Here is a 19,195-nt window from a genome sequence, read left to right as displayed (position 1 = left end):
CCCGCGACGCCGCGACCGGCGGCGCCGGGGCCGGTGACGTGCTGACGGCGGCGGCCGACGCCTGGGCCCACCGGGTAGGCGGCACCTCGGGGGCGCTGTGGGGCCTGGGGCTGCAAAGCGCCGGCCGGACAATCGGCAACCAGGGCGCCCCGTCGGCCGCCGACGTGGCCCAGGCCGCCCGCACCGCGCTGGACGCCGTCATGCGCCTGGGCGGCGCGCGCCCCGGCGACAAGACGCTGGTCGATGCGCTGCTGCCGTTCGTCGAGGCGCTGGAACGCGAGAGCGCGAGCGGCGCCGGGCTGGCGCGGTCCTGGCACGCGGCCGTCGACGCCGCTACCGCCGCCGCCGGCCGCACCGCCGACCTTCTGCCGCGCATCGGGCGCGCCCGGCCGCTGGCGGCGCGCAGCAAGGGCCACCCCGACGCCGGCGCGGTGTCGCTGGCGCTGTGCGCCCGCACGATCCTGAAGATGATGGAGCACGAAAATGTCTGACAGCCAGCATACATGGCGGGTGGTCATCGGCAGCGACGATGCCGGCCTGCACTACCGCGCCGCCCTGGCCCGCGACCTGCGGCAGGACCCCCGGGTGGCCGAGGTCATCGACATCGGCGTCGGCGACGACGAGCACACCGACTACCCCCACGTCGCCGTCCGCGCCGCGCGCATGATCGCCGACGGCCGGGCGGACCGGGGCCTGCTGATCTGCGGCACCGGGCTGGGGGTGGCGATCAGCGCCAACAAGGTGCCGGGCATCCGCGCGGTCACCGCCCATGATTCCTACTCGGTCCAGCGCGGCGTCCTGAGCAACGACGCGCAGATCCTGTGCATGGGCGAACGGGTGATCGGGCTGGAACTGGCGCGGATGCTGGTGCGGGAATGGCTGGGCTATCGCTTCGACCGGCAATCGGCCTCGGCGGCGAAGGTGGCCGCCATCTGCAGCTACGAACCGGCCCCCGCCCACGCGCTGTGACGCGCCGGGCGACAGACATCGCAAAGCAGGAACACGACATGACCATCCAGATCAGAAATGTCGCCGTCATCGGCGCGGGATACATGGGTGGCGGCATCGCCCAGTCGCTGGCCCTGGCCGGGGTCAGGGTCACGCTGGCCGACGCCTCGCCCGACACTACGGCTGCTGCGCTGCGGCGCCTGCATGACGAGGCCGTGGCCTTCGAGCGCCAGGGGCTGTTTCCGTCCGGCGCGGCGGGGCTGATCGCCGACAACCTGCGTGCCGCCGGCTCGATCGCCGAGGCGGTGGCCGACGCCGATTTCATCGAGGAGGCGGTGCCCGAAATCCCGGCGCTGAAGCGCGACGTGCTGGCCCAGATCTCGGACGCGGCGCGGGCCGATGCGATCATCGCGACCAACACATCCACCCTGCCGGTCCATACGCTGGCCGACGCGGTGCGCCACCCCCGCCGCTTCCTGACGGTGCATTTCAGCAACCCCGCGCCGTTCATCCCCGGCGTCGAACTGGTCTGCGGCGCGGACACCGACCCCGCGATCGTGCCGGCGATCCGCGACCTGCTGGCCCGCGCCGGGCGGCGCTGCGCGCAGGTGGCCGACACGCCGGGCTTCGTGCTCAACCGGCTGCAATATGTGCTGCTGAAGGAGGCGACCCTGATCGTCGAGGAAGGAGTCGCCACACCCGAGGACCTGGACACGCTGGTCAGCACCACCTTCGGCTTCCGGCTGCCCTTCTTCGGCCCGTTCGCCATCGCCGACATGGCGGGGCTGGACGTCTACGCCAACTGCTTCCGCACGTTTGAGGAGGCCTTCGGTCCCCGCCTGGCCACCCCGGCCTCGCTGACCGCCCTGGTGGCCGAAGGCAGGTTCGGCACCAAATCGGGCGCGGGCTATTCAGGCAGCTTCGACAAGACGCAGACCGACGCGCTGATCGCCTATCGCAACAAGGCCTATGCGCGGATGAGCCAGCTTCTGCAGGAACTTGGCCCCTCCCCCCTCCAGCGGAAGGAGTAGGCGCCATGTCCGACCCCGCCACACCTGCCCCCGGCTGGCCCTTCTGGGTGGGCACGAGCTGGAAGATGAACGGCCTGCCCGACGACGCCCGCAGCTACGCCGAACGCATCGCGGCGGTGGACGACTGGCACGGCGTCCTCCCCTTCGTCATGCCGCCCTTCACCGTCCTGGCCGATGTCGCGCGCCTGCTGCGCGACAGCCCGGTGCAGGTCGGCGGCCAGAACATGCATTGGGACGAATGCGGGTCCTGGACCGGCGAGATCTCGGCCCCGATGCTGCGCCAGTGCGGCGCGACGATGGTCGAACTGGGCCATTCCGAACGGCGCCGGCATTTCGGCGAGACCGACCAGACCGTCAATCTGAAAGTCCACGCCGCGCTGCGCCATGGGCTGACCCCCCTGGTCTGCATCGGCGAGACGCAGGCCGAACGGGACGGGGGCGTGGCCGACCTGATCCTGGCCCGCCAGGTACGCCTGGCGCTGCATGGGCTGACGGCGGCCCACGTGGGCCGCGTGATGTTCGCCTACGAACCCGTCTGGGCGATCGGCGAGGCCGGACGCCCCGCCCCGCCCGAATTGGTGGCACAGGCCGCCGCCGGCATCCGGCAGGAACTCGACCGCGCCGCCGGCGCCCCGGGCGTGTCCCCGCCGCTGCTGTACGGCGGCAGCGTGAACCTGGAAAACGCGGCGCCCTATGCCGCGCTGGCCGGCATCGACGGCCTGTTCGTGGGCCGCGCCGCCTGGACCGCCGAGGGCTACGCCGCCCTGGCGCGCGCCGCCGCGCGCCCGCCGTGCCGGGGGCCATAGGCGGCGACCCGCGCCCTTCCCCCTTTCCGTTCGGAGTATCGTGCCATGCCACGGCTACGATGGATCATGGTCATCCTGTGCTTCGCGGCCACGACGATCAATTATATCGACCGGGCGACCGTATCGGTCGCGGCCCCCTTCATCGCGCGCGACCTGCATCTTGGCCCGGCGGTGCTGGGCGTGGTGCTCAGCGGCTTCTTCTGGACCTATGCGGCCATGCAGGTGCCGGCGGGCCTGGTGGTCGACCGGCTGGGGCCGCGCTTGGCCTATGCCGTCGCCGTGCTGTGGTGGTCGTTCTTCACGGCCGTCACCTCGGTCGTCAACAGCGCGGCGCTGCTGTTCGGCTGCCGCTTCGCGCTGGGCGTCGGCGAGGCCGGAAGCTATCCGTGCAACACCAAGGTCGCGGCCCAATGGTTCCCCACCCGCGAACGCGGGCTGGCCTCGGGCATTTTCGACAGCGGGTCGCGCGCCGGTTCGGCGCTGTCGATGCCGCTGATCGCGCTGCTCATCAGCTTTACCGGCTGGCGCCTGGCCTTCGTCGTTACCGGGCTGGTAGGGGTGGTGTGGGTCGTGGCGTGGCTGCTGCTCTATCACGATCCGGATCGCCATTCGGGCGTCACCCCGGGGGAACTGGCCGCGTTACGGGCGGCACAGCCCGCCGCGCAGGCCCAAGGTGCCGACGCAGGGGTGCCGTTCCGCGCCCTGTTCCGCTACCGGACGGTCTGGGGGATGATGATCGGCTTCTTTTGCCTGAATTTCGTCTTCTATTTCTACACCACCTGGTTTCCGACCTACCTGGTGCAGGCGCGTAATTTCTCGCTGCATCAACTAGGCGTGCTGGGCATGCTGCCGGGCCTGGCGGCGGTGCCCTCCGCCTGGATCGGGGGCTGGACGTCGGACCGGCTGTATCGCGCGGGCTGGAGCCTGACCGCCGCGCGCAAGACCTGCCTGGTCGGCGGCATGCTGCTGTCGTCGGTCATCACGCTGTCGGCCTTCACGCGCAGTGACGCACTGTGCCTGACATTCTTCACCACGGCCTATGCGGGCATCGCCTTCGCCGGCGCCAATATCTGGTCGCTGCCCGCCGACGTGGCGCCCAGTGCGGCGCATGTCGCCTCGCTCAGCGGCATCCAGAACGGGGCGGCGAACCTGTCGGGCATCCTGACCGCGACCATGACCGGCGTCATCCTGAAGATCACCGGCGGCTCGTTCATCGCGCCGCTGTGCATCACCGGCGGGTTCTGCGTGCTGGGGGCGATGACCTATCTGTTCGTCGTGGGGCCGATCGCCCCGCTGCCGCCACTGGTCCGCAGAACCCCAGTGGCAGGTCGGGCGTTGCCCGAACCCACCAGGGCCTGAGGCCCCGGACCCCGATCAGGGATCAATGGAATGACCGTTCTGTCCTCCAGGGCGTCCGCCCCTGTCCCGCGCTTGTGGGGACGCTATCTCAACCTCGATGATTTCGAGGCCGCCGCCCGCCATCGCCTGCCCCGCGCCATCTACGGCTACGCCAGCGGTGGCGCGGCCGATGGCGGGACGGTACGCAGCAATCGCGCCGCGTTCGGCCGCTGGCGTTTCGTCACGCGGATCCTGCGCGACGTGGCGTCGCGCACGCCGGCGCGCACCCTGTTCGGCCACCGCTATGACGTGCCGTTCGGCATCGCGCCCATGGGCGCCGCGGCCGTGGCGGCCTTCGATGCCGATGTGCGGATGGCGCGGGCCGCGCGCGCGGCCAACCTGCCGTTCGTGCTCAGCGCCAATTCCATCACGCCGATGGAGGCGGTCACGGCGGTCAATCCCGACATCTGGTTCGCCGCCTACCTGCCGCCGGATGCGGCCCATATCGACGGCATGCTGGCCCGCGCCGCCGCCGCCGGCATCCGGGTGCTGGTGGTGACGGTGGACGTCCCCTGCGGATCGAACCGCGAGGCCGAACGGCGGAACGGCTACACCATGCCCCTGCGCCCGAACGCGCGCCTGGTCGCCGACGGCATCGCCCATCCGCGCTGGCTGCTGGGCACCGCGGCCCGTACGCTGGCACGCCAGGGGGTACCGGTCATTTCCAACATCCGGCCGCGCGGGGGGCCGGGCCTGTTTTCGCGCCGGATCAGCTACATCGGCGGGGATGGCGCCTTCACCTGGGATCATGTGCGGCAGATCCGCCGGTCATGGCAGGGGAAGCTGGTCCTGAAAGGGGTGCTGTCGCCGGCCGATGCCCGGCTGGCGCGGCAGCATGGCGCCGACGGCATCGTCGTCTCGAACCATGGCGGTCGCCAGCTGGACGGTGTCGTGTCCCCGATGGACATGCTGGGCGCGGTCCGTGACGAAAGCGGCGACATGGCGGTGTTGATCGACAGCGGCTTCCGCCGTGGCGGCGACATCCTGAAGGCGCTGGCCCTGGGGGCCGATTTCGTGCTGATCGGCCGCCCGTTCCTCTACGCCGCCGCCTTGGCCGGCGAGCCCGGCGTGCGCCATGCGGCGGGGCTGCTGCGCCGCGAGATCGACCTGGACATGGCGCAACTGGGCCTCGCCACGCTGCAGGACATCGGCCCGGACTGCCTGATGCCGCACCCCGCGATGCGATGACACCGGCGCGTGGAACGCTTTCAGGGGGTATCGGGCAATTTCCAGTCGATCGGCGTCAACCCGTTCTTGACCAGGAAGTCGTTGGCCTTGGAAAAATGCCGGCAGCCGAAAAAGCCGTTGTGCGCCGAAAGCGGCGACGGGTGCGCCGCCTTCAGGACCAGATGCTTCGACGAATCGACGAAGGCGGCCTTCCTCTGGGCGTAGGCGCCCCACAGCATGAAGACGGCCGGCGTTTCCTGCGCGTTGACGCGGGCGATCACCTCGTCGGTAAAGCGTTCCCAGCCCTTGCCCTGATGCGACGCGGCGCGGCCGCGTTCGACGGTCAGCACGCTGTTCAGCAGCAGCACGCCCTGCTCCGCCCAATGCTCCAGAAAGCCGTGACGCGCCGGCGGAATGCCGAGGTCCGCCTGCATTTCCTTGTAGATATTGACCAGCGAGGGCGGAATCCTGACGCCCGGCCTGACGCTGAAGCACAACCCGTGGGCCTGGCCATCCCCATGGTACGGGTCCTGGCCCAGGATGACGACTTTCACCGAGCCGAGCGGCGTCAGGTCCAGCGCGCGAAAATACTCGTTCCCCTTGGGAAAAATGATCTTGCCGCTGTTCTTCGCCGCGATCAGAAAATCCTTCAGCGCACGCATGTAAGGCGCATCGAATTCGGGTGCGAGCGCCCTTTTCCAGCTTTCGGACAATCTGACCGTTTCTGCCGTCATCGTGGTTCCTCCCGGGGCCACATTTAAACCAGACGCGGCAGAATGCCAGCCGGCCGGGGCGGCTATTGTTCCGTAAGGCCCCGCAACGCCATCAGCACGTCCGGCCTGACGTCCGGGTGCCGCTGGACATGCCGCAACACCTGCCGCGCCACATCCCGCGCCTGCGCGCCCTGGCGTATCCAGGCCCTGAGAAAGACGCGCAGACGTAAGCGAACGCCCGCGGGGAGGCCGTCGGAGCGGGCCGCGTCACGCAGTTCGATCACCCACATGCCCAGCGCCATGGCGTCCAGATGCCGGCCCATGTACCGCAGCATCTCGTCGCGGGGGACGTCGCGGCATGTCCGCACCGCGCGCACCATGCTGTCGGCATTCGCCGCCAGCCATTGGGGAACGGACGATCGGTCATTGCCGCGCGCCAGGGCCCGCAGCCGCCGTTCCACCCAGGCCGCCGTGCGCCTCAGATGGTTGTCCGCCCTGAAAGGAAGCACCAGCCCGAAGGTCAGTCGCGCAAACAGAACGGCCGCCAGAAAGGCCAATGCCCCATTGAGAAACGAGACCTCGTCATAACGCCCCAGGTTCGACGGGCCCAGCAGCACGGGAAAGAACAGGTTGAACGCGAAGGCATGATTGACCAGCCGGGGCGTCCGCGCGGCCAGCCCGCCCGCGATCATGGGAACGACCAGCAGCAGCACCAGGCATTCCGGCGACGTGACGGCAGGGATCACCAGGGCGACATACAGGCCCGCGACCGCCGCGCACCACATCGCCCCGCGATAGAACCCGGCGGACGCCAGCGCCGGGACCTCCCGCGTCGCCAGAAGCCCGTAGACCAGCGCCACGAACGACACGAAGGCCGGGCCGGCGGGCCATGCCGTCACTTCCCAGACCAGCCATGCGCCGATAATGCCCAACGCCGCCCGCAGGCCGTTGTGCAGGGCCTCGATCGCCTGACGCGGGGAATGGCTGCCGAACCTGAATGGGTCCCGCACCCGTGGCGCCGCGATCGCCTGGATATGCCGCCGTGCCGCGCCGAGATCCCGATCGAGCGCCGCGCCCCGCACGCCGCTGCGCGCGCGGGCCAGCACCGCCAGCAGGTAGGCCAGCGCGGCGCGCGCGTGATCGGCGCTTCGCCCCTGGCCCGCGCCCATCTCCAGCACATCGAATTCGACACGCGCGTTGACCGCCACCAGATCGGCCAGGAGGCCGCTTTCGGCCTCGACATCCGGCCGGCCCGCCGACGATGCCGCCACGCCCGACGCAACCCTGTCCGCCAGCCCGCGCAGCCGGCCGGGCAGCCGTGCGCGCGCCGCCGCCCGGACGCCCGGAAGGAACAGCGCCGCCATCCCGGCCTCGCAGGCGATGCCCAGCACGATGTAGGTGCCCCGCGCCATGGCGACATCGAAAACATGATCGGGCTGGCTGATGGCCCCGGTCGCCACGATGGCCGAGGTGAAACTGGTGACCAGCAGGCCATAGCTGCGATACCCGTCAAAGAACGTCGCGCACCCGCAGCAAAGACCCATCCACAGCGCCAGCCCCACGAAGAACAGGCCGGTTTCCTGGGGGAATGCCGCAATCAGCGCCACGCCCGCGCAGCACCCCACCGCCGTGCCCACCAGCCGCCAGCGCGCCTTGGACAGCGATTCGCCCCGCGACGCCGTCGCCACGACCCAGACGGAAAGCGGCGCCCATTGCGGGCTGTCCAGTTCCATCCACATCGCGATCAGAAGCGACAGGATTGCGGCCGCCGACGTACGGACCGCGAACCCCAGATCGGCCGGCGACGGTGCCATCAGCCACCGCCATGGTTCGCCCCACGGCTTGCCCCATGCCCTGGCCCCGGAATCGGCCATTCTTCCCACCGCGCCTGACATGGCCCTGCCCCGAAAAGCGACAGGCTGCGGCGCGGCGCGGCATGCGTCCAAGCGTTTGTCGTGATCTGATCATAACCAGCGATTATGAAGCGCCCCTCTACAGCTTCAGCGCATCGTCCAGCACCAGCCCGCAGGCGATCTCCCAGCTTCGCGCCATCAGGGCCGTCACGACCGGCTGCCGCAGCCGCACCAGCCCGACCCCGGGCGTGGGGCATGGGCTGAGACGCCGGATCTGCAGCGGGGCGACCGTGTCGCTTCCCGCCGGCAGCGCGGCGGTGGGCAGGATCGTCGCGAGGCGTCCGGCCCGGAGTTCGGCATGCAGCAGTTCGAGCGAATTCGTTTCCAGAAACACGGCCGGCTCGCACCCGGCCTCGCGGAAGCACGCATCGACGATCTGCCGGCTTTTCATCGCCCGCCCCAGCAGACACAGCGGCAGCCGCGCCGCCTCGTCCCAGCGGCAGGACGTCCGATTCGGCAGGCCGACCTGGGGGGCGGCCGCAAGCACAAGCTGTTCGGCGTAGAGATGCCGGGTTTCAAACGGGCCGTCGGCGGGCACCTGGTCCAGATACATCAGCCCCATCTGGATACGCTGTTCGCCGAGGTCGCGCAGGATGTCCGCGCTGGCCGCGACGCTGACCGACAGGTGCAGCGCCGGCACCGCGGCCCGCAGACTTTCCATCAGCAGCGGAACGATCTGGATGGCGGGCGGCATCGCGCCGATGGACAGGCTGCCCCCGGCGACTTCATGGGCGAAATGCGCTTCCTGCCGCAGACCGTCCAGCGCCGCGATCGTCTGCTTCGCCCACGCCAAAACCCGCTCGCCTTCGGCGGTGAAGCCGAACACCCGTCGGTTGCGGAGCACGACCGTGACGCCGAGTTCGTGCTCCAATTGCCGGATGGCGGCGGAAAGCGCCGGCTGGGACACGCCGCAATGTTCCGCGGCACGGGAAAAATGCCGGAAACGCTCAAGCGCGACCAGATAGGTTAACTGACGCAGGAACACACGAACCGCCCGACCAAGGATGCCTTCGCAACCCTACCGCTTCAGGGCGGGGTCCCATAGGGGCCGAGTTACAGGGAACGGAAGGTCGGGCGTTGCCCGAACCCACCAGGGCCTGAGGCCCTGGACCCCGATCATGGATAAACGAGCCGATCCCAGGGGCGGGATCAGTGCGTTACATGCGGCACGGGGCCCGCCATGGCCTTCACATCGTCCGCCGAAAGCATGTCGGTATAGCTGTTGCCGAAATGGGTGCGGACATAATTGACGACATGCGCGATCTGCTCGGGGCTCAGCGTGCCGTTGAACCACGGCATCGCCCCGAATCCGTTGAGCACGACCCCGGCGGGATAGGCCGAGATCGCCAGCTTGGGGTTGCTCGCCAGCGCGGGAATGACCGCGGCCCCCTTTCCGCCCTTGCCGTCCGCCATATGGCAGGCCTGGCAGACATGGCGATAGACCTCGGCGCCGGATTGCATGTCGCTTTTGCGCTCGCCCCCCGCACCGGGGGAATCGGCATGGGCGGCGACCGGGAAGGCGGCAAGGCCCGCGATGAGGAGCGCGCGCAGGATAAAGCTGTTCATGATCAGGCCTCCTGCGCCCGCTTGTGAAGTCTTGTTATCGCATCGAGAGAGGACAGGAGCGCCCCCTCCTGCCAACAGCCGAGGTACGAGGCATGCTCGCCGGCCAGCACGATGCGACCGTCCATTTCCGTCAGCGTGCGGTAATGCTGCTTGCGGCTCTCCTCGCTCCAGATGGCGCAGCAACCCAGCGACCAGGGAATGCGGCTCCAGGCCACGGCGACGCCGTTGCTGAACTCCTTGCGATATTGCGGATGCAGAACCGAGCCCTGCGCCAGGCCGGTCTCGATGCGTTCGGCGGGCGACATGCCTGCGATGTCCAGGCCGGCCATGTTCTTCGTATAGGCGCCAAGCAGTACGCCCGGCCCGGATGAATGATAGCCGTAGCTGGGATAGGAAACTTGTGAAATCTCCCCGCTGGTAAAACTGATGCCGCCATAGATGTCGTCGTCCTGCTCCCAGAACCGGCGCTTGAACTCCAGACCCATCTTGATGTGCGAGGTATAGGGAACGGCGCCGATCGCGGCCTTCATGGCGGGGGCGACCTGAACGTCGATCTGGCTCAGCACCGAGAGCGGGATGGTGCAGACGCACCAATCGGCGGTTTCCTCCGAGACCTTGCCGCTGGCGGTATGCTCCCATGTTACGCGCACGCCCTGCTGGTCCTGGGCGATGCGGGTGACGCGCGCGTGCATGGTGATCAGGTCCGCGACCTGTTTCGCGAATCCCTTGCCGATCATGTCCACGCCGCCGACCGGCTGGAACATCGTCGTCTGCATCTCATAATTCATGAAAAAGGCCAGAGACTGCCACATGCCCGGCTTGAACAGATCGTGCCGGTCAAGCAGTTGCGAGGGCACAGGCGCGCCGTCGGGTCCGCCCCCGGGACGCCTTTCCCATCCCCGGCGCGTCGAGGTATGCACGCTGCTTGTGTAGCGAAGGTTCTCGTCCAGCAGGCCCCAGCCCCGCATCGCCTCTTTCAGCTGCGCACGATCGTCCTGTGTCAGTTCCTGATCAAGCGTGTGCCCATCGATCGATTTCGCCAGAAGCTCGGCGACGACACCGGTGAAGTCGCACGCGACATCGCGATAGCGCATCGGCTTGCCGCCGAAAGCCTCGGCGCTGTGAACGAACGCATTATAATTGAGCTGAATGAACGGCTCCAGCGGGACGCCGAACTGTTTGCAATAATGAAGCAGGGCGCGATGGTGATAGGGAATGCGCCACGGGCCCGGATTGATGTAATTCCCTGGCGAAAAGCCCACTTTCTGAACAGGCGTGCCCATTTCCACCACACGGTCGCCGCCGCGCAACGTCCAGTTCCGGCCGCCTGGGCGGTCCTGGTATTCCAGGATGCGAACGGAATATCCCGCCTTGCGCAATTCGTAGGCGGCGAGCATTCCCGCCAGGCCGGCGCCCAGTACAAGCACTTTCGACCCCTTGCGCGCCCCGGACAGCACCGGCGGCCCCGAAAATCGTGAATCGGCTGCGTGACCCATGACCGTCATCGCCTGATAGAGGGCCGCGGTTCCCCCCGCGAGACCAAGCGCGGTCAGAAGCTGGCGTCGGGTCTGTGAAGCCATGAGGCTGGGGTTCCTTGTCCGAAAAAATGTGTCCCGCCCTGCAAAGATCGGGGACGGGTTTCGAAATATCCCGTCCCGGCTACCTATAATCACGACGTTTTTAACATGCAACAGAATGCGTCCCCCACGCGACATGTGTATGTTTGTGTATAAATTTATACGTATTATTTCTGATATCGAATAGGTGTTACATTCCGAAACCGAAATGTCGTAACCGTGATGCGGTCCGGCGCACGGCCCGGGGATTCGACCATAAAAGGGTGTCATATGGCGTCACGACATTCATTGCTCCTCGCAACGGCCTGCTTCTTCGGTTGCACGGGCGCAGCGCTCTCCCCTTCGGATGCGGAACCGCTACAAACGTCCACGAAGCCGGCGAAGCATGCCGCCCGGCCGAGCGGGGCGCCCGCCGCCTACCACCCGCCCGCCGACGCCAGCGAGGCCGTCATCGTGACGGGAACGCACGCGACCAACCGCCGCGCGCGCGACAGCGCCAGCCCCATCGCCGTCGTATCGGCCGCGACGCTTCGCCGTTCGGGCCAGATGAATCTGGCCGACGCGCTGACGCGTACCTATGCCTCGATCAATATATCGGCCAAGGGCAGCGATACGGCGGCGCTCACGTCCTCGATCCGTATGCGCGGGCTCAACCCGAATCAGGTCCTGGTGCTTGTGGATGGAAAGCGCCGCCATGTGACGGGCAATATCGTCCAGAACTCCGGCCCGCAGTTCGGCGCGACACCGGTCGATTTGAACATGATCCCCGCCAACATGATCGACCACGTCGAAGTGCTGGAAGACGGGGCCGCCGCGATGTACGGCTCCGACGCCATCGCCGGCGTGGTGAACATCATCACGAAGAAGCAGGACCACGGGCTGAACGTCAGCGCCCAGACGGGCGCCAACGCCTATAACGGCGATGGCTGGCAGTATCAGGTCAATGCCGATGGCGGCCTCAAGCTCGGCAACGACGGCTATGTCCACCTCAGCGGGCAGGTCTATCACACCGACCATTTCGTGGCCGGGGCAAAGGACCACCGCCTGCTGGGCTACTGGCCCACGGGCGCCAACACCAACGGCTATTATGCCGGCGTGGTGAGAAACGCCATGCCCGTGCCCACCGATTCCAACAAGATCATGAGCACGCCCGAGGAAACGCGCGAGAATCTCGGCATCGATTTCGGCAAGCCCATCGCCGAGAAGGTCGATTTCTACGGCCAGATCACCTATGCGCACCGCCACGCCGAGGCCATCCAGAACTATCGCATCCCGACTATTGCGCCTTCGCTGTACCCGTGGGGGTTCTCGCCCCTCGAAACCATCGAGGAAAACGACTATGCCGCCCTTCTTGGCGTCAAGGGGCATGATTTCTTCGGGTTCGACTGGGATCTGAGCACGGTCTACGGCGCGGACGAGGATATTGTCGGCAACAAGCATACCGCCAACACGGGAATGCTCGGCGCGACGTGCAATAACGGCAATGTCGCGAACGTTTCCACCGAGGGTTGCGGCTGGTCGCCCACGACGGTCCGGTCACTGAGCTATCGCAATGCCCAGTGGACCAACAACCTGGATTTCCGCCGCCGTATCAACATCTTCAATACGGTGCCGATGGTGCTGGCCTTCGGCGGCGAACACCGGCTTGAAACCTACGAGATCGTGGCGGGCAGCCCGCCCTCCTATCAGGTTGGCGGCACGCAGGGCTACGCGGGCCTCGGCCCCCAAAGCGCGGGCTCGTGGAGCCGCGACATCTGGGCCGCCTATATCGATGGTGACTTCCACCCGGTAAAGCGCTGGGACCTCGATTTTGCAGGCCGTTTCGAGCATTACACCGATGTCGGCAACGCCGAGAACGGCAAGGTGTCGACCCGCGTGGACATCACTTCGCGCATCGCTGTCCGCGGCACGATCAGCACGGGGTTCCGCGCACCCACCATGGCCGAGCAGCACTACAGCACCATGAGCGTGAGCCCCACCAGCGCCTCGGGACTGCTGCCCGTCAGCTCCTCCGCGGCCCAATCGCTGGGCGCCAGCCCGCTTCAGCCCGAACGCGCGGTCAGCGCCAGCGGCGGGCTGGTGGTCGAGCCGGTCAGCGGCTTCCACGTCGAGGCGGACGCCTATCAGATCAACCTGCGCAATCGCATCGGCCAGGGTGGCGTCACGAAAGGGGCCGCGGCCGTCAGCGCCATTCAGGCAATGGGCTATGCCCTGCCCGTCAACTCGTTCGATATCGCCAACGTATCGACCTACTATTTCGCCAATGGCGCCAGCACGCGGACGCAGGGCCTGGACATCAAGGCGGACTACACGTTCCACCTGCATCGCTACGGCAATCTGGCCTTGAGCATGGCGCTCGATCTCAACCGCACGCGGCTGCATCACAACGGCCTGTCCCAGACCGGCACGCCGCTGCTGAACGAACAGACGATCGGCTATCTGACCACCGCCTATCCACGCAGCAAGATCATCCTGAACCTCTATTATACCGTCGGCAACTGGGACGTGAACCTCCGCCAGACCCGCTACGGCGAGACGACGGACATGATGACCTATCAGGACTGGACCAACGGCGCGCTGCAGTGCCCGGCGGGCGGCGCCCTGCGCTATTCCAACTCCTGCTTCGCGCAGTTCAAGAACACCCCGCGCTGGCTGACCGACCTGGAAATCGGTTATCGTCTTGACAACCACTGGCATTTTGCGGTCGGCGGCAACAATCTGTTCAATATTCGCCCGCGCCGCCTGCCCGAGGAACTCAGCTCCTACGGCGCCGCCGTCTACGACCAGAACGCGGCGCAGGTACCGATCAACGGCGGCTATTATTACGGCCGAATCAACGCGACCTTCTGATGCCGACAGAAGGCAGGGGCGTTGCCCTTGACCCACCAAAGGGCCAAGCCCTTTGGAGACCCAGGACTTTATAAACGAATGGGATGCAAGGGCCGAGGCCCTTGCCGGGTTCGGGCGGAGCCCGACCTTCCCTTTTCCCGTAGCCTTCAAAAGGCGAACCGTTTGTCCGAACGGCCGGCGGCTGATACGGTGGCGCGAGCCGTCTGCCGAGGATACATGCTGCTGATCCGCCCCCTGGTACCCGCCGATTTCGATGCGGTCTGGCCGATCCTGCGCGATGTCGTGCGTGCGCGGGAGACTTATGCGCTGGACCCCGAGATGGATCGCGGCGCGGGATGGCGCATATGGGCCGAGGCGCCACGCGCGACGTTCGTGGCCGAACGCGACGGGGTGCTGCTGGGCAGCTATTACATCAAGGCCAATGCCGCCGGGCCGGGCGATCATGTGTGCAATTGCGGCTATATCGTCGCCCCTGCCGCGCGAGGCCAGGGAGTGGCGGGGGCGTTGTGCGCACATTCGCTGCGCATGGGGCGCGAAATGGGGTTCGCCGCCATGCAGTTCAATTCGGTCGTGGCCACCAATGTCGTCGCGATCCGTCTGTGGCAGAAGCACGGCTTCGCCATTGTGGGCACGCTGCCCGGCGCCTATCGCCATGCCACGCTGGGCGTGGTGGATTGCCACGTCATGTACCGCAGGCTGGACGCGGCATAGGCTACGGCCAGGGCGCGCCGCGCCCGGTGCCGGCAGGAGGGACGCGCGCCATGCCCACGAAACTGATCGCCGTGCTGATCGCGGTCAGCGAGGATCGTCCGATGGTCCTGACGCTGGAGGGGGGGCGGGTGCTGCCCTCCGGCCCGCTGGAGGCCGGACATCGGTCGTTGCAGACCGGCCTGCGGCTATGGGTCGAGCGGCAGACCGGGCATGCGCTGGGCCACGTCGAACAGCTTTATACCTTTGCCGACGCACCGGACACCGATGCCACCGACGAACGCAGCGTGCTGATTTCCTACCTGGCGCTGACTCGCATCCATAGCGGGGAGCATGGCTGGCGCAACTGGTACGACTATTTCCCGTGGGAGGACCAGACCACCCCGGACGGCCGCGCCCTGGTCGCGCGGATCGCCGCGCAACTGGGGGACTGGGCCCGCGCCGCGCCGCCCGCCCTGGGCGCCGCCCGCCACCAGCGCATTGCCCTGACCTTCGGTCTGGAAGGGCTGGGCTGGGACGACGAACTGGTGCTGCAACGCTATGAATTGCTGTGGGAGGCCGGACTGGTTCCGGAGTCGTCGCCTCCCGCGGGCGCGACCGTGCGGGGCCAGGACATGGCGGGCGACGGGCGACGCATCCTGGCCACCGCCATGGCGCGGCTGCGCGCCAAGATCCGTTATCGCCCCGTGATCTTCGAACTGATGCCCGACAGCTTCACGCTGCTGCAGCTGCAACGCACGGTCGAGGCGGTGGCCGGGCAGGCCATGCACAAGCAGAATTTCCGCCGTCTGATCACCCAGCAGGACCTGGTGGAGGAAACGGCGGACCTCGCCCCCGACACCCGCGGCCGCCCCGCCCGCCTGTTCCGTTTCCGGCGCGAAGTGATCGGGGCGCGGCGGATCGCCGGATCCAAACTCCCGCTCACGCGCCCCGTTTGATATCCGTCCGCCCGAATGAACGGCCCCCTTCCATTCCGAACGGGCGGCCTGGTCACAAGGCTGTCATGTCGATCCCTCTTGACGCGGCGGGCGGGCGGGCCAATCACAGGGGTGAACTGATGCGATCGAATTATACTCATAACGAGCATAATTCGATCAAGGGAGCCGAACATGTCCGAGACCCTTACCGCCCCGCCCCGCCTCGAGGCCCTCTACGACCGCGTCGCCCGGGTCGTCCCCCGGATGGAGTGGGAGATGTTCGCCGACGATATCGCGGCCATTCTCGACCTCAAGCGCCGGCATCGGGCGGTGATCCTGGCGCATAATTACCAGACGCCGGAAATCTTCCACTGCGTCGCCGACATCCGGGGCGACAGCCTGGCCCTGGCGCGCGACGCCCAGGGGCTGGACGCCGACGTGATCGTGATGGCCGGCGTGCATTTCATGGCCGAGACCGCCAAGATGATGAACCCGGACAAGACGGTGCTGATCCCCTCCTTGCAGGCCGGATGCTCGCTGGCGGATTCGATCACCGCAGCGGACGTGCGGGCGCTGAAGCGCGCGCATCCGGGCGTGCCGGTCGTCACCTATGTCAACAGCACGGCCGACGTGAAGGCCGAGAGCGACATCTGCTGCACCTCGGCCAATGCGCGGCACATCGTCGAGAGCCTGGGCGTGCCCCGCGTCATCATGATCCCCGACGAATTCCTGGCGCAGAACGTCCAGCGGGACACCGGGGTGGAGATCATCACCTGGGCCGGACATTGCGAGGTGCACGAGCGTTTCACCCCGCAGGAAATCCGCGACTGGCGCCGCGACAATCCCGGCGTCGCCGTCCTGGCTCATCCGGAATGCCCGCCCGGCGTCGTGGCCGAGGCCGATTTTTCCGGGTCCACCGCCGCGATGTCGGATTTCGTGGCGCGCGGCGCGCACGACAGGGTCCTGCTGGTGACCGAATGTTCCATGAGCGACAATCTGGCGGCCGCCCACCCCGCCATCGATTTCGTGCGGCCGTGCAATCTGTGCCCGCACATGAAGCGCATCACCCTGCCCGCCATCCGCCACGCGCTGGAAAGCCTGACGCACGAGGTCACAATCCCCGACCATCTGCTGGCGGGCGGGCGCCGCGCGGTGGAACGGATGCTGGCGGCATGACCGACCTTGCCGCCCTTGCCGGGCGACCGGTCATTGCCGGGGCCGGCCTGGCCGGCCTGGCGACCGCCCTGCTGATGGACCGGCCGTGCGTGGTGCTGTCGCCGGCGCCGCTGGCCGCCGATACCGCCAGCGCCCTGGCGCAAGGCGGCATCGCCGCCGCGATCGGCCCGGACGACACGCCCGCCCTGCACGCGCACGATACGCTGGCGGCGGGTGCCGGGCTGTGCGACCCGGCGGCGGTGGACGCCATCACGCGGGCAGGGCCGGACGCCATCGCGGCGCTGGCCGGGCTGGGGGTGGTGTTCGACCGCCGGCCCGACGGCATGCCCGATCTGCATCTGGAAGCCGCCCATTCCCGTCCGCGCATCGCCCATGCCAATGGCGACGGCACGGGGGCCGAGATCATGCGCGCGCTGGTCGCCCGCGTCCACGCGACGCCGCGCATCGCCGTGCTGGATAATGCCACTCTGCGCCGGGTGGTCGTCGCGGACGGTCGCGTGGCCGGCGTGCGGGCCACGCGTGCCGGGCGGGCGGCGACGATCCCGACCGCCGCCTGCGTGATCGCGACCGGCGGGGTCGGCGCGCTGTTTCCCACCACCACCAGCCCGCCCGGCGGGCTGGGGTCCGGCCTGGCCTGCGCCGCGCGCGCCGGCGCGACCCTGCGCGACATGGAATTCGTGCAGTTCCATCCGACGGCCCTGGATTCGACGGGGCCGCATGCCGGCCACGCGCCGCGCGCGCTGGTCAGCGAGGCGGTGCGCGGCGCCGGCGCGCTGCTGATCGACGAGACCGGCGCCCGCTTCACGGACGAACTGGCCCCGCGCGATGTCGTGGCACGGGCAATCCAGGCGCATCTGGCGGCCGGGCACCGTGTCCTGCTGGACGCCCGCGCGGCGACGCACGGGCATTTCGCGCGGCATTTCCCCGGCATCGCGCGGGCCTGCCTGGCCCATGGGATCGACCCCGACCGCGACCCCATCCCGGTCCGTCCCGCCGCGCATTACCATATGGGCGGCATCGAGACCGACCTGCACGGCCGGACGTCGGTGCCGGGCCTGTGGGCCTGCGGCGAGGCCGCATCCACCGGCCTGCACGGCGCCAACCGCCTGGCCAGCAATTCGCTGCTGGAAGCCTTCGTCTGCGGCGGCTTCGTCGCCCGCGACCTGGACGCGACATTCCTGCCGGTCCCCAGCCCCCTGCCGGCACAGGACACCGCATGGCCACAGGCGGCGTATCTGGCGGACGTGCGCACGCTGGTGGGGCGCGCCGCCGGCATCCTGCGCGACGCCGACGGCCTGCGCCGGGCGGCCTGCGCCCTGGCCCCGCATGTCGCGCACGACGACCATGCCCTGGTCGGCGCGCTGCTGTGCCTGGCCGCGCTGGAGCGGCGCGAGAGCCGGGGCGGCCATTACCGGACCGATCATCCCGGCACGGCGCCCGCCGCCGTCGCCAGCCGCATTACCCTGGCGCGCGCATGGCCGGCCCTGGCGGCCCTTGCCGCGCCTGTTGCCCGCCTTCCTTCAGGAGCATTGATGTCATGACGCCGCTGCCCGATTTGATGCTCGAACCTCTGGTGCGCGCCGGCCTGCTGGAAGATTTCGGCTGCGGCGGCGACCTGACCACCGACGCCCTGGCCACACCAGGCCAGATCCTGCACACAGCCCTGGTCGCGCGGCAGGACGGCGTGGTGGCCGGCCTGTCGCTGGCCCGGCTGGCCTTCACGCTGATCGACCCCGCCGTGCGCTTCACCGTCGAACGCCCTGACGGCAGCGTCGTCGCGCCCGGGACATGCATCGCGCGGGTCGTCGGCCCCGCGCCGGCGCTTCTGGGCGGCGAACGGGTGGCGCTGAATTTCCTGTCGCATCTCAGCGGCATCGCCACGGCGACAGCGGAAATCGTCCGCGCCGTCGCGGGCACCCGAGCCCGCGTCTGCTGCACGCGCAAGACGCTGCCGGGGATGCGCGCGATCCAGAAATATGCGGTGCGGGCCGGGGGCGGATCGAACCACCGCTTCCGCCTGGACGATGCGATCCTGATCAAGGACAACCACATCGCCCTGGCCGGCGGCAGCGTGCGCGCGGCCCTGGACGCAGCCCGCGCCCGTGCCGGTCATCTGGTCAGCATCGAGCTGGAGGTCGATACGCTGGACCAGTTGGCCGAGGCCTTGCAGGCCGGCGGCGCGGACGTGTTCCTGCTGGACAACATGACGCCGGCCCAGTTGCGCGAGGCGGTGGCGATGGTGGCCGGACGCGCCCTGACCGAGGCCTCGGGCGGCATCACCCCCGACACCGCCGCCGCCATTGCGGCAACCGGCGTCGATATCCTGTCGCTGGGATGGCTGACGCATACGGTGCGCGCGCTGGATATCGGGCTCGATTACGACAGCCGGGGCGCGTAAGGGCCAGCGCGACAGATCGGACGTTGC

At 68.4% G+C, this 19,195-nt stretch carries 17 protein-coding genes; 12 read left to right on the top strand and 5 right to left on the bottom strand.

Annotation, left to right across the window (positions count from 1 at the left end; all coding sequences use genetic code 11):
• From HLH34_RS18175 to HLH34_RS18150, 6 genes are all read left to right on the top strand, one after another.
• The coding region (locus HLH34_RS18175; RefSeq protein WP_183120978.1) for a DAK2 domain-containing protein at window positions 1-491 on the top strand (491 nt) is incomplete at its 5' end.
• Window positions 484-969: a ribose-5-phosphate isomerase gene (locus tag HLH34_RS18170; RefSeq protein WP_183120977.1), complete on the top strand. Its 486-nt coding sequence runs from the start codon at window positions 484-486 to the stop codon at window positions 967-969. The genes HLH34_RS18175 and HLH34_RS18170, both read left to right, overlap by 8 nt.
• A 38-nt stretch (window positions 970-1,007) precedes the next feature.
• Complete coding sequence (locus HLH34_RS18165) at window positions 1,008-1,979, top strand: 3-hydroxyacyl-CoA dehydrogenase family protein (protein ID WP_183120976.1); 972 nt, start codon at window positions 1,008-1,010, stop codon at window positions 1,977-1,979.
• Between the two features lie 5 nt (window positions 1,980-1,984).
• Entirely contained in the window at window positions 1,985-2,785 is an 801-nt protein-coding gene (locus HLH34_RS18160) for a triose-phosphate isomerase (RefSeq protein ID WP_183120975.1), read from the top strand.
• 45 nt (window positions 2,786-2,830) lie between these two features.
• Window positions 2,831-4,144, top strand: a complete 1,314-nt coding sequence (locus HLH34_RS18155) for an MFS transporter (protein ID WP_183120974.1) — start codon at window positions 2,831-2,833, stop codon at window positions 4,142-4,144.
• 30 nt (window positions 4,145-4,174) lie between these two features.
• Window positions 4,175-5,371, top strand: a complete 1,197-nt coding sequence (locus HLH34_RS18150) for an alpha-hydroxy acid oxidase (RefSeq protein WP_183120973.1) — start codon at window positions 4,175-4,177, stop codon at window positions 5,369-5,371.
• Between the two features lie 20 nt (window positions 5,372-5,391).
• Here the strand turns inward: HLH34_RS18150 and ung are convergent, their stop codons facing one another.
• From ung to HLH34_RS18125, 5 genes are all read right to left on the bottom strand, one after another.
• Entirely contained in the window at window positions 5,392-6,084 is a 693-nt protein-coding gene (gene ung, locus HLH34_RS18145) for a uracil-DNA glycosylase (protein ID WP_183120972.1), read from the bottom strand.
• Between the two features lie 62 nt (window positions 6,085-6,146).
• Window positions 6,147-7,937 (bottom strand): FUSC family protein, encoded by a 1,791-nt coding sequence (locus tag HLH34_RS18140; RefSeq protein ID WP_244960038.1) that lies wholly within the window; start codon window positions 7,935-7,937, stop codon window positions 6,147-6,149.
• 118 nt (window positions 7,938-8,055) lie between these two features.
• The gene (locus HLH34_RS18135; RefSeq protein WP_183120970.1) at window positions 8,056-8,961 is read right to left on the bottom strand and encodes a LysR family transcriptional regulator; all 906 of its coding nucleotides are present in this window, start codon (window positions 8,959-8,961) and stop codon (window positions 8,056-8,058) included.
• Window positions 8,962-9,125: 164 nt separating this feature from the next.
• The gene (locus HLH34_RS18130; RefSeq protein ID WP_183120969.1) at window positions 9,126-9,542 is read right to left on the bottom strand and encodes a c-type cytochrome; all 417 of its coding nucleotides are present in this window, start codon (window positions 9,540-9,542) and stop codon (window positions 9,126-9,128) included.
• Window positions 9,543-9,544: 2 nt separating this feature from the next.
• Window positions 9,545-11,122, bottom strand: coding sequence for a flavin monoamine oxidase family protein (locus HLH34_RS18125; RefSeq protein WP_183120968.1), 1,578 nt, complete (start codon window positions 11,120-11,122; stop codon window positions 9,545-9,547).
• A gap of 267 nt (window positions 11,123-11,389) precedes the next feature.
• Here HLH34_RS18125 and HLH34_RS18120 point away from each other — a divergent pair, with 267 nt between their 5' ends.
• The 6 genes from HLH34_RS18120 (at window position 11,390) to nadC (ending at window position 19,168) form a co-directional block, all read left to right on the top strand.
• A complete protein-coding gene (locus tag HLH34_RS18120; protein ID WP_183120967.1) occupies window positions 11,390-13,969 on the top strand; it encodes a TonB-dependent receptor plug domain-containing protein in 2,580 nt (859 codons plus the stop codon).
• 216 nt (window positions 13,970-14,185) lie between these two features.
• Window positions 14,186-14,680 (top strand): GNAT family N-acetyltransferase, encoded by a 495-nt coding sequence (locus tag HLH34_RS18115; protein ID WP_183120966.1) that lies wholly within the window; start codon window positions 14,186-14,188, stop codon window positions 14,678-14,680.
• A 50-nt stretch (window positions 14,681-14,730) separates the two neighbouring features.
• Window positions 14,731-15,615: an NUDIX hydrolase gene (locus tag HLH34_RS18110; protein ID WP_183120965.1), complete on the top strand. Its 885-nt coding sequence runs from the start codon at window positions 14,731-14,733 to the stop codon at window positions 15,613-15,615.
• A 171-nt stretch (window positions 15,616-15,786) separates the two neighbouring features.
• Window positions 15,787-16,770, top strand: coding sequence for a quinolinate synthase NadA (gene nadA / locus HLH34_RS18105; RefSeq protein ID WP_183120964.1), 984 nt, complete (start codon window positions 15,787-15,789; stop codon window positions 16,768-16,770).
• Entirely contained in the window at window positions 16,767-18,311 is a 1,545-nt protein-coding gene (locus HLH34_RS18100; protein ID WP_183120963.1) for an L-aspartate oxidase, read from the top strand. Before nadA ends, HLH34_RS18100 begins: the two co-directional genes overlap by 4 nt.
• Entirely contained in the window at window positions 18,308-19,168 is an 861-nt protein-coding gene (nadC, locus tag HLH34_RS18095) for a carboxylating nicotinate-nucleotide diphosphorylase (protein ID WP_183120962.1), read from the top strand. Before HLH34_RS18100 ends, nadC begins: the two co-directional genes overlap by 4 nt.
• Window positions 19,169-19,195 lie beyond the last annotated feature (27 nt).

It is taken from the genome of Gluconacetobacter azotocaptans (assembly GCF_014174355.1).
GTDB lineage: Bacteria > Pseudomonadota > Alphaproteobacteria > Acetobacterales > Acetobacteraceae > Gluconacetobacter > Gluconacetobacter azotocaptans.
Note: the sequence above shows the minus strand (reverse complement) of the source record. Positions and strands in the feature narration are given on the sequence as shown.

What these genes read in the sequence shown, in the direction of transcription:
- HLH34_RS18170 (WP_183120977.1), top strand. Translation starts at nt 484, where the DNA reads ATGTCTGACAGCCAGCATACATGGCGGGTGGTCATCGGCAGCGACGAT.
- HLH34_RS18165 (WP_183120976.1), top strand. Translation starts at nt 1,008, where the DNA reads ATGACCATCCAGATCAGAAATGTCGCCGTCATCGGCGCGGGATACATG.
- HLH34_RS18160 (WP_183120975.1), top strand. Translation starts at nt 1,985, where the DNA reads ATGTCCGACCCCGCCACACCTGCCCCCGGCTGGCCCTTCTGGGTGGGC.
- HLH34_RS18155 (WP_183120974.1), top strand. Translation starts at nt 2,831, where the DNA reads ATGCCACGGCTACGATGGATCATGGTCATCCTGTGCTTCGCGGCCACG.
- HLH34_RS18150 (WP_183120973.1), top strand. Translation starts at nt 4,175, where the DNA reads ATGACCGTTCTGTCCTCCAGGGCGTCCGCCCCTGTCCCGCGCTTGTGG.
- ung (WP_183120972.1), bottom strand. Translation starts at nt 6,084, where the DNA reads ATGACGGCAGAAACGGTCAGATTGTCCGAAAGCTGGAAAAGGGCGCTC.
- HLH34_RS18140 (WP_244960038.1), bottom strand. Translation starts at nt 7,937, where the DNA reads ATGGCCGATTCCGGGGCCAGGGCATGGGGCAAGCCGTGGGGCGAACCA.
- HLH34_RS18130 (WP_183120969.1), bottom strand. Translation starts at nt 9,542, where the DNA reads ATGAACAGCTTTATCCTGCGCGCGCTCCTCATCGCGGGCCTTGCCGCC.
- HLH34_RS18125 (WP_183120968.1), bottom strand. Translation starts at nt 11,122, where the DNA reads ATGGCTTCACAGACCCGACGCCAGCTTCTGACCGCGCTTGGTCTCGCG.
- HLH34_RS18120 (WP_183120967.1), top strand. Translation starts at nt 11,390, where the DNA reads ATGGCGTCACGACATTCATTGCTCCTCGCAACGGCCTGCTTCTTCGGT.
- HLH34_RS18115 (WP_183120966.1), top strand. Translation starts at nt 14,186, where the DNA reads ATGCTGCTGATCCGCCCCCTGGTACCCGCCGATTTCGATGCGGTCTGG.
- HLH34_RS18110 (WP_183120965.1), top strand. Translation starts at nt 14,731, where the DNA reads ATGCCCACGAAACTGATCGCCGTGCTGATCGCGGTCAGCGAGGATCGT.
- nadA (WP_183120964.1), top strand. Translation starts at nt 15,787, where the DNA reads ATGTCCGAGACCCTTACCGCCCCGCCCCGCCTCGAGGCCCTCTACGAC.
- HLH34_RS18100 (WP_183120963.1), top strand. Translation starts at nt 16,767, where the DNA reads ATGACCGACCTTGCCGCCCTTGCCGGGCGACCGGTCATTGCCGGGGCC.
- nadC (WP_183120962.1), top strand. Translation starts at nt 18,308, where the DNA reads ATGACGCCGCTGCCCGATTTGATGCTCGAACCTCTGGTGCGCGCCGGC.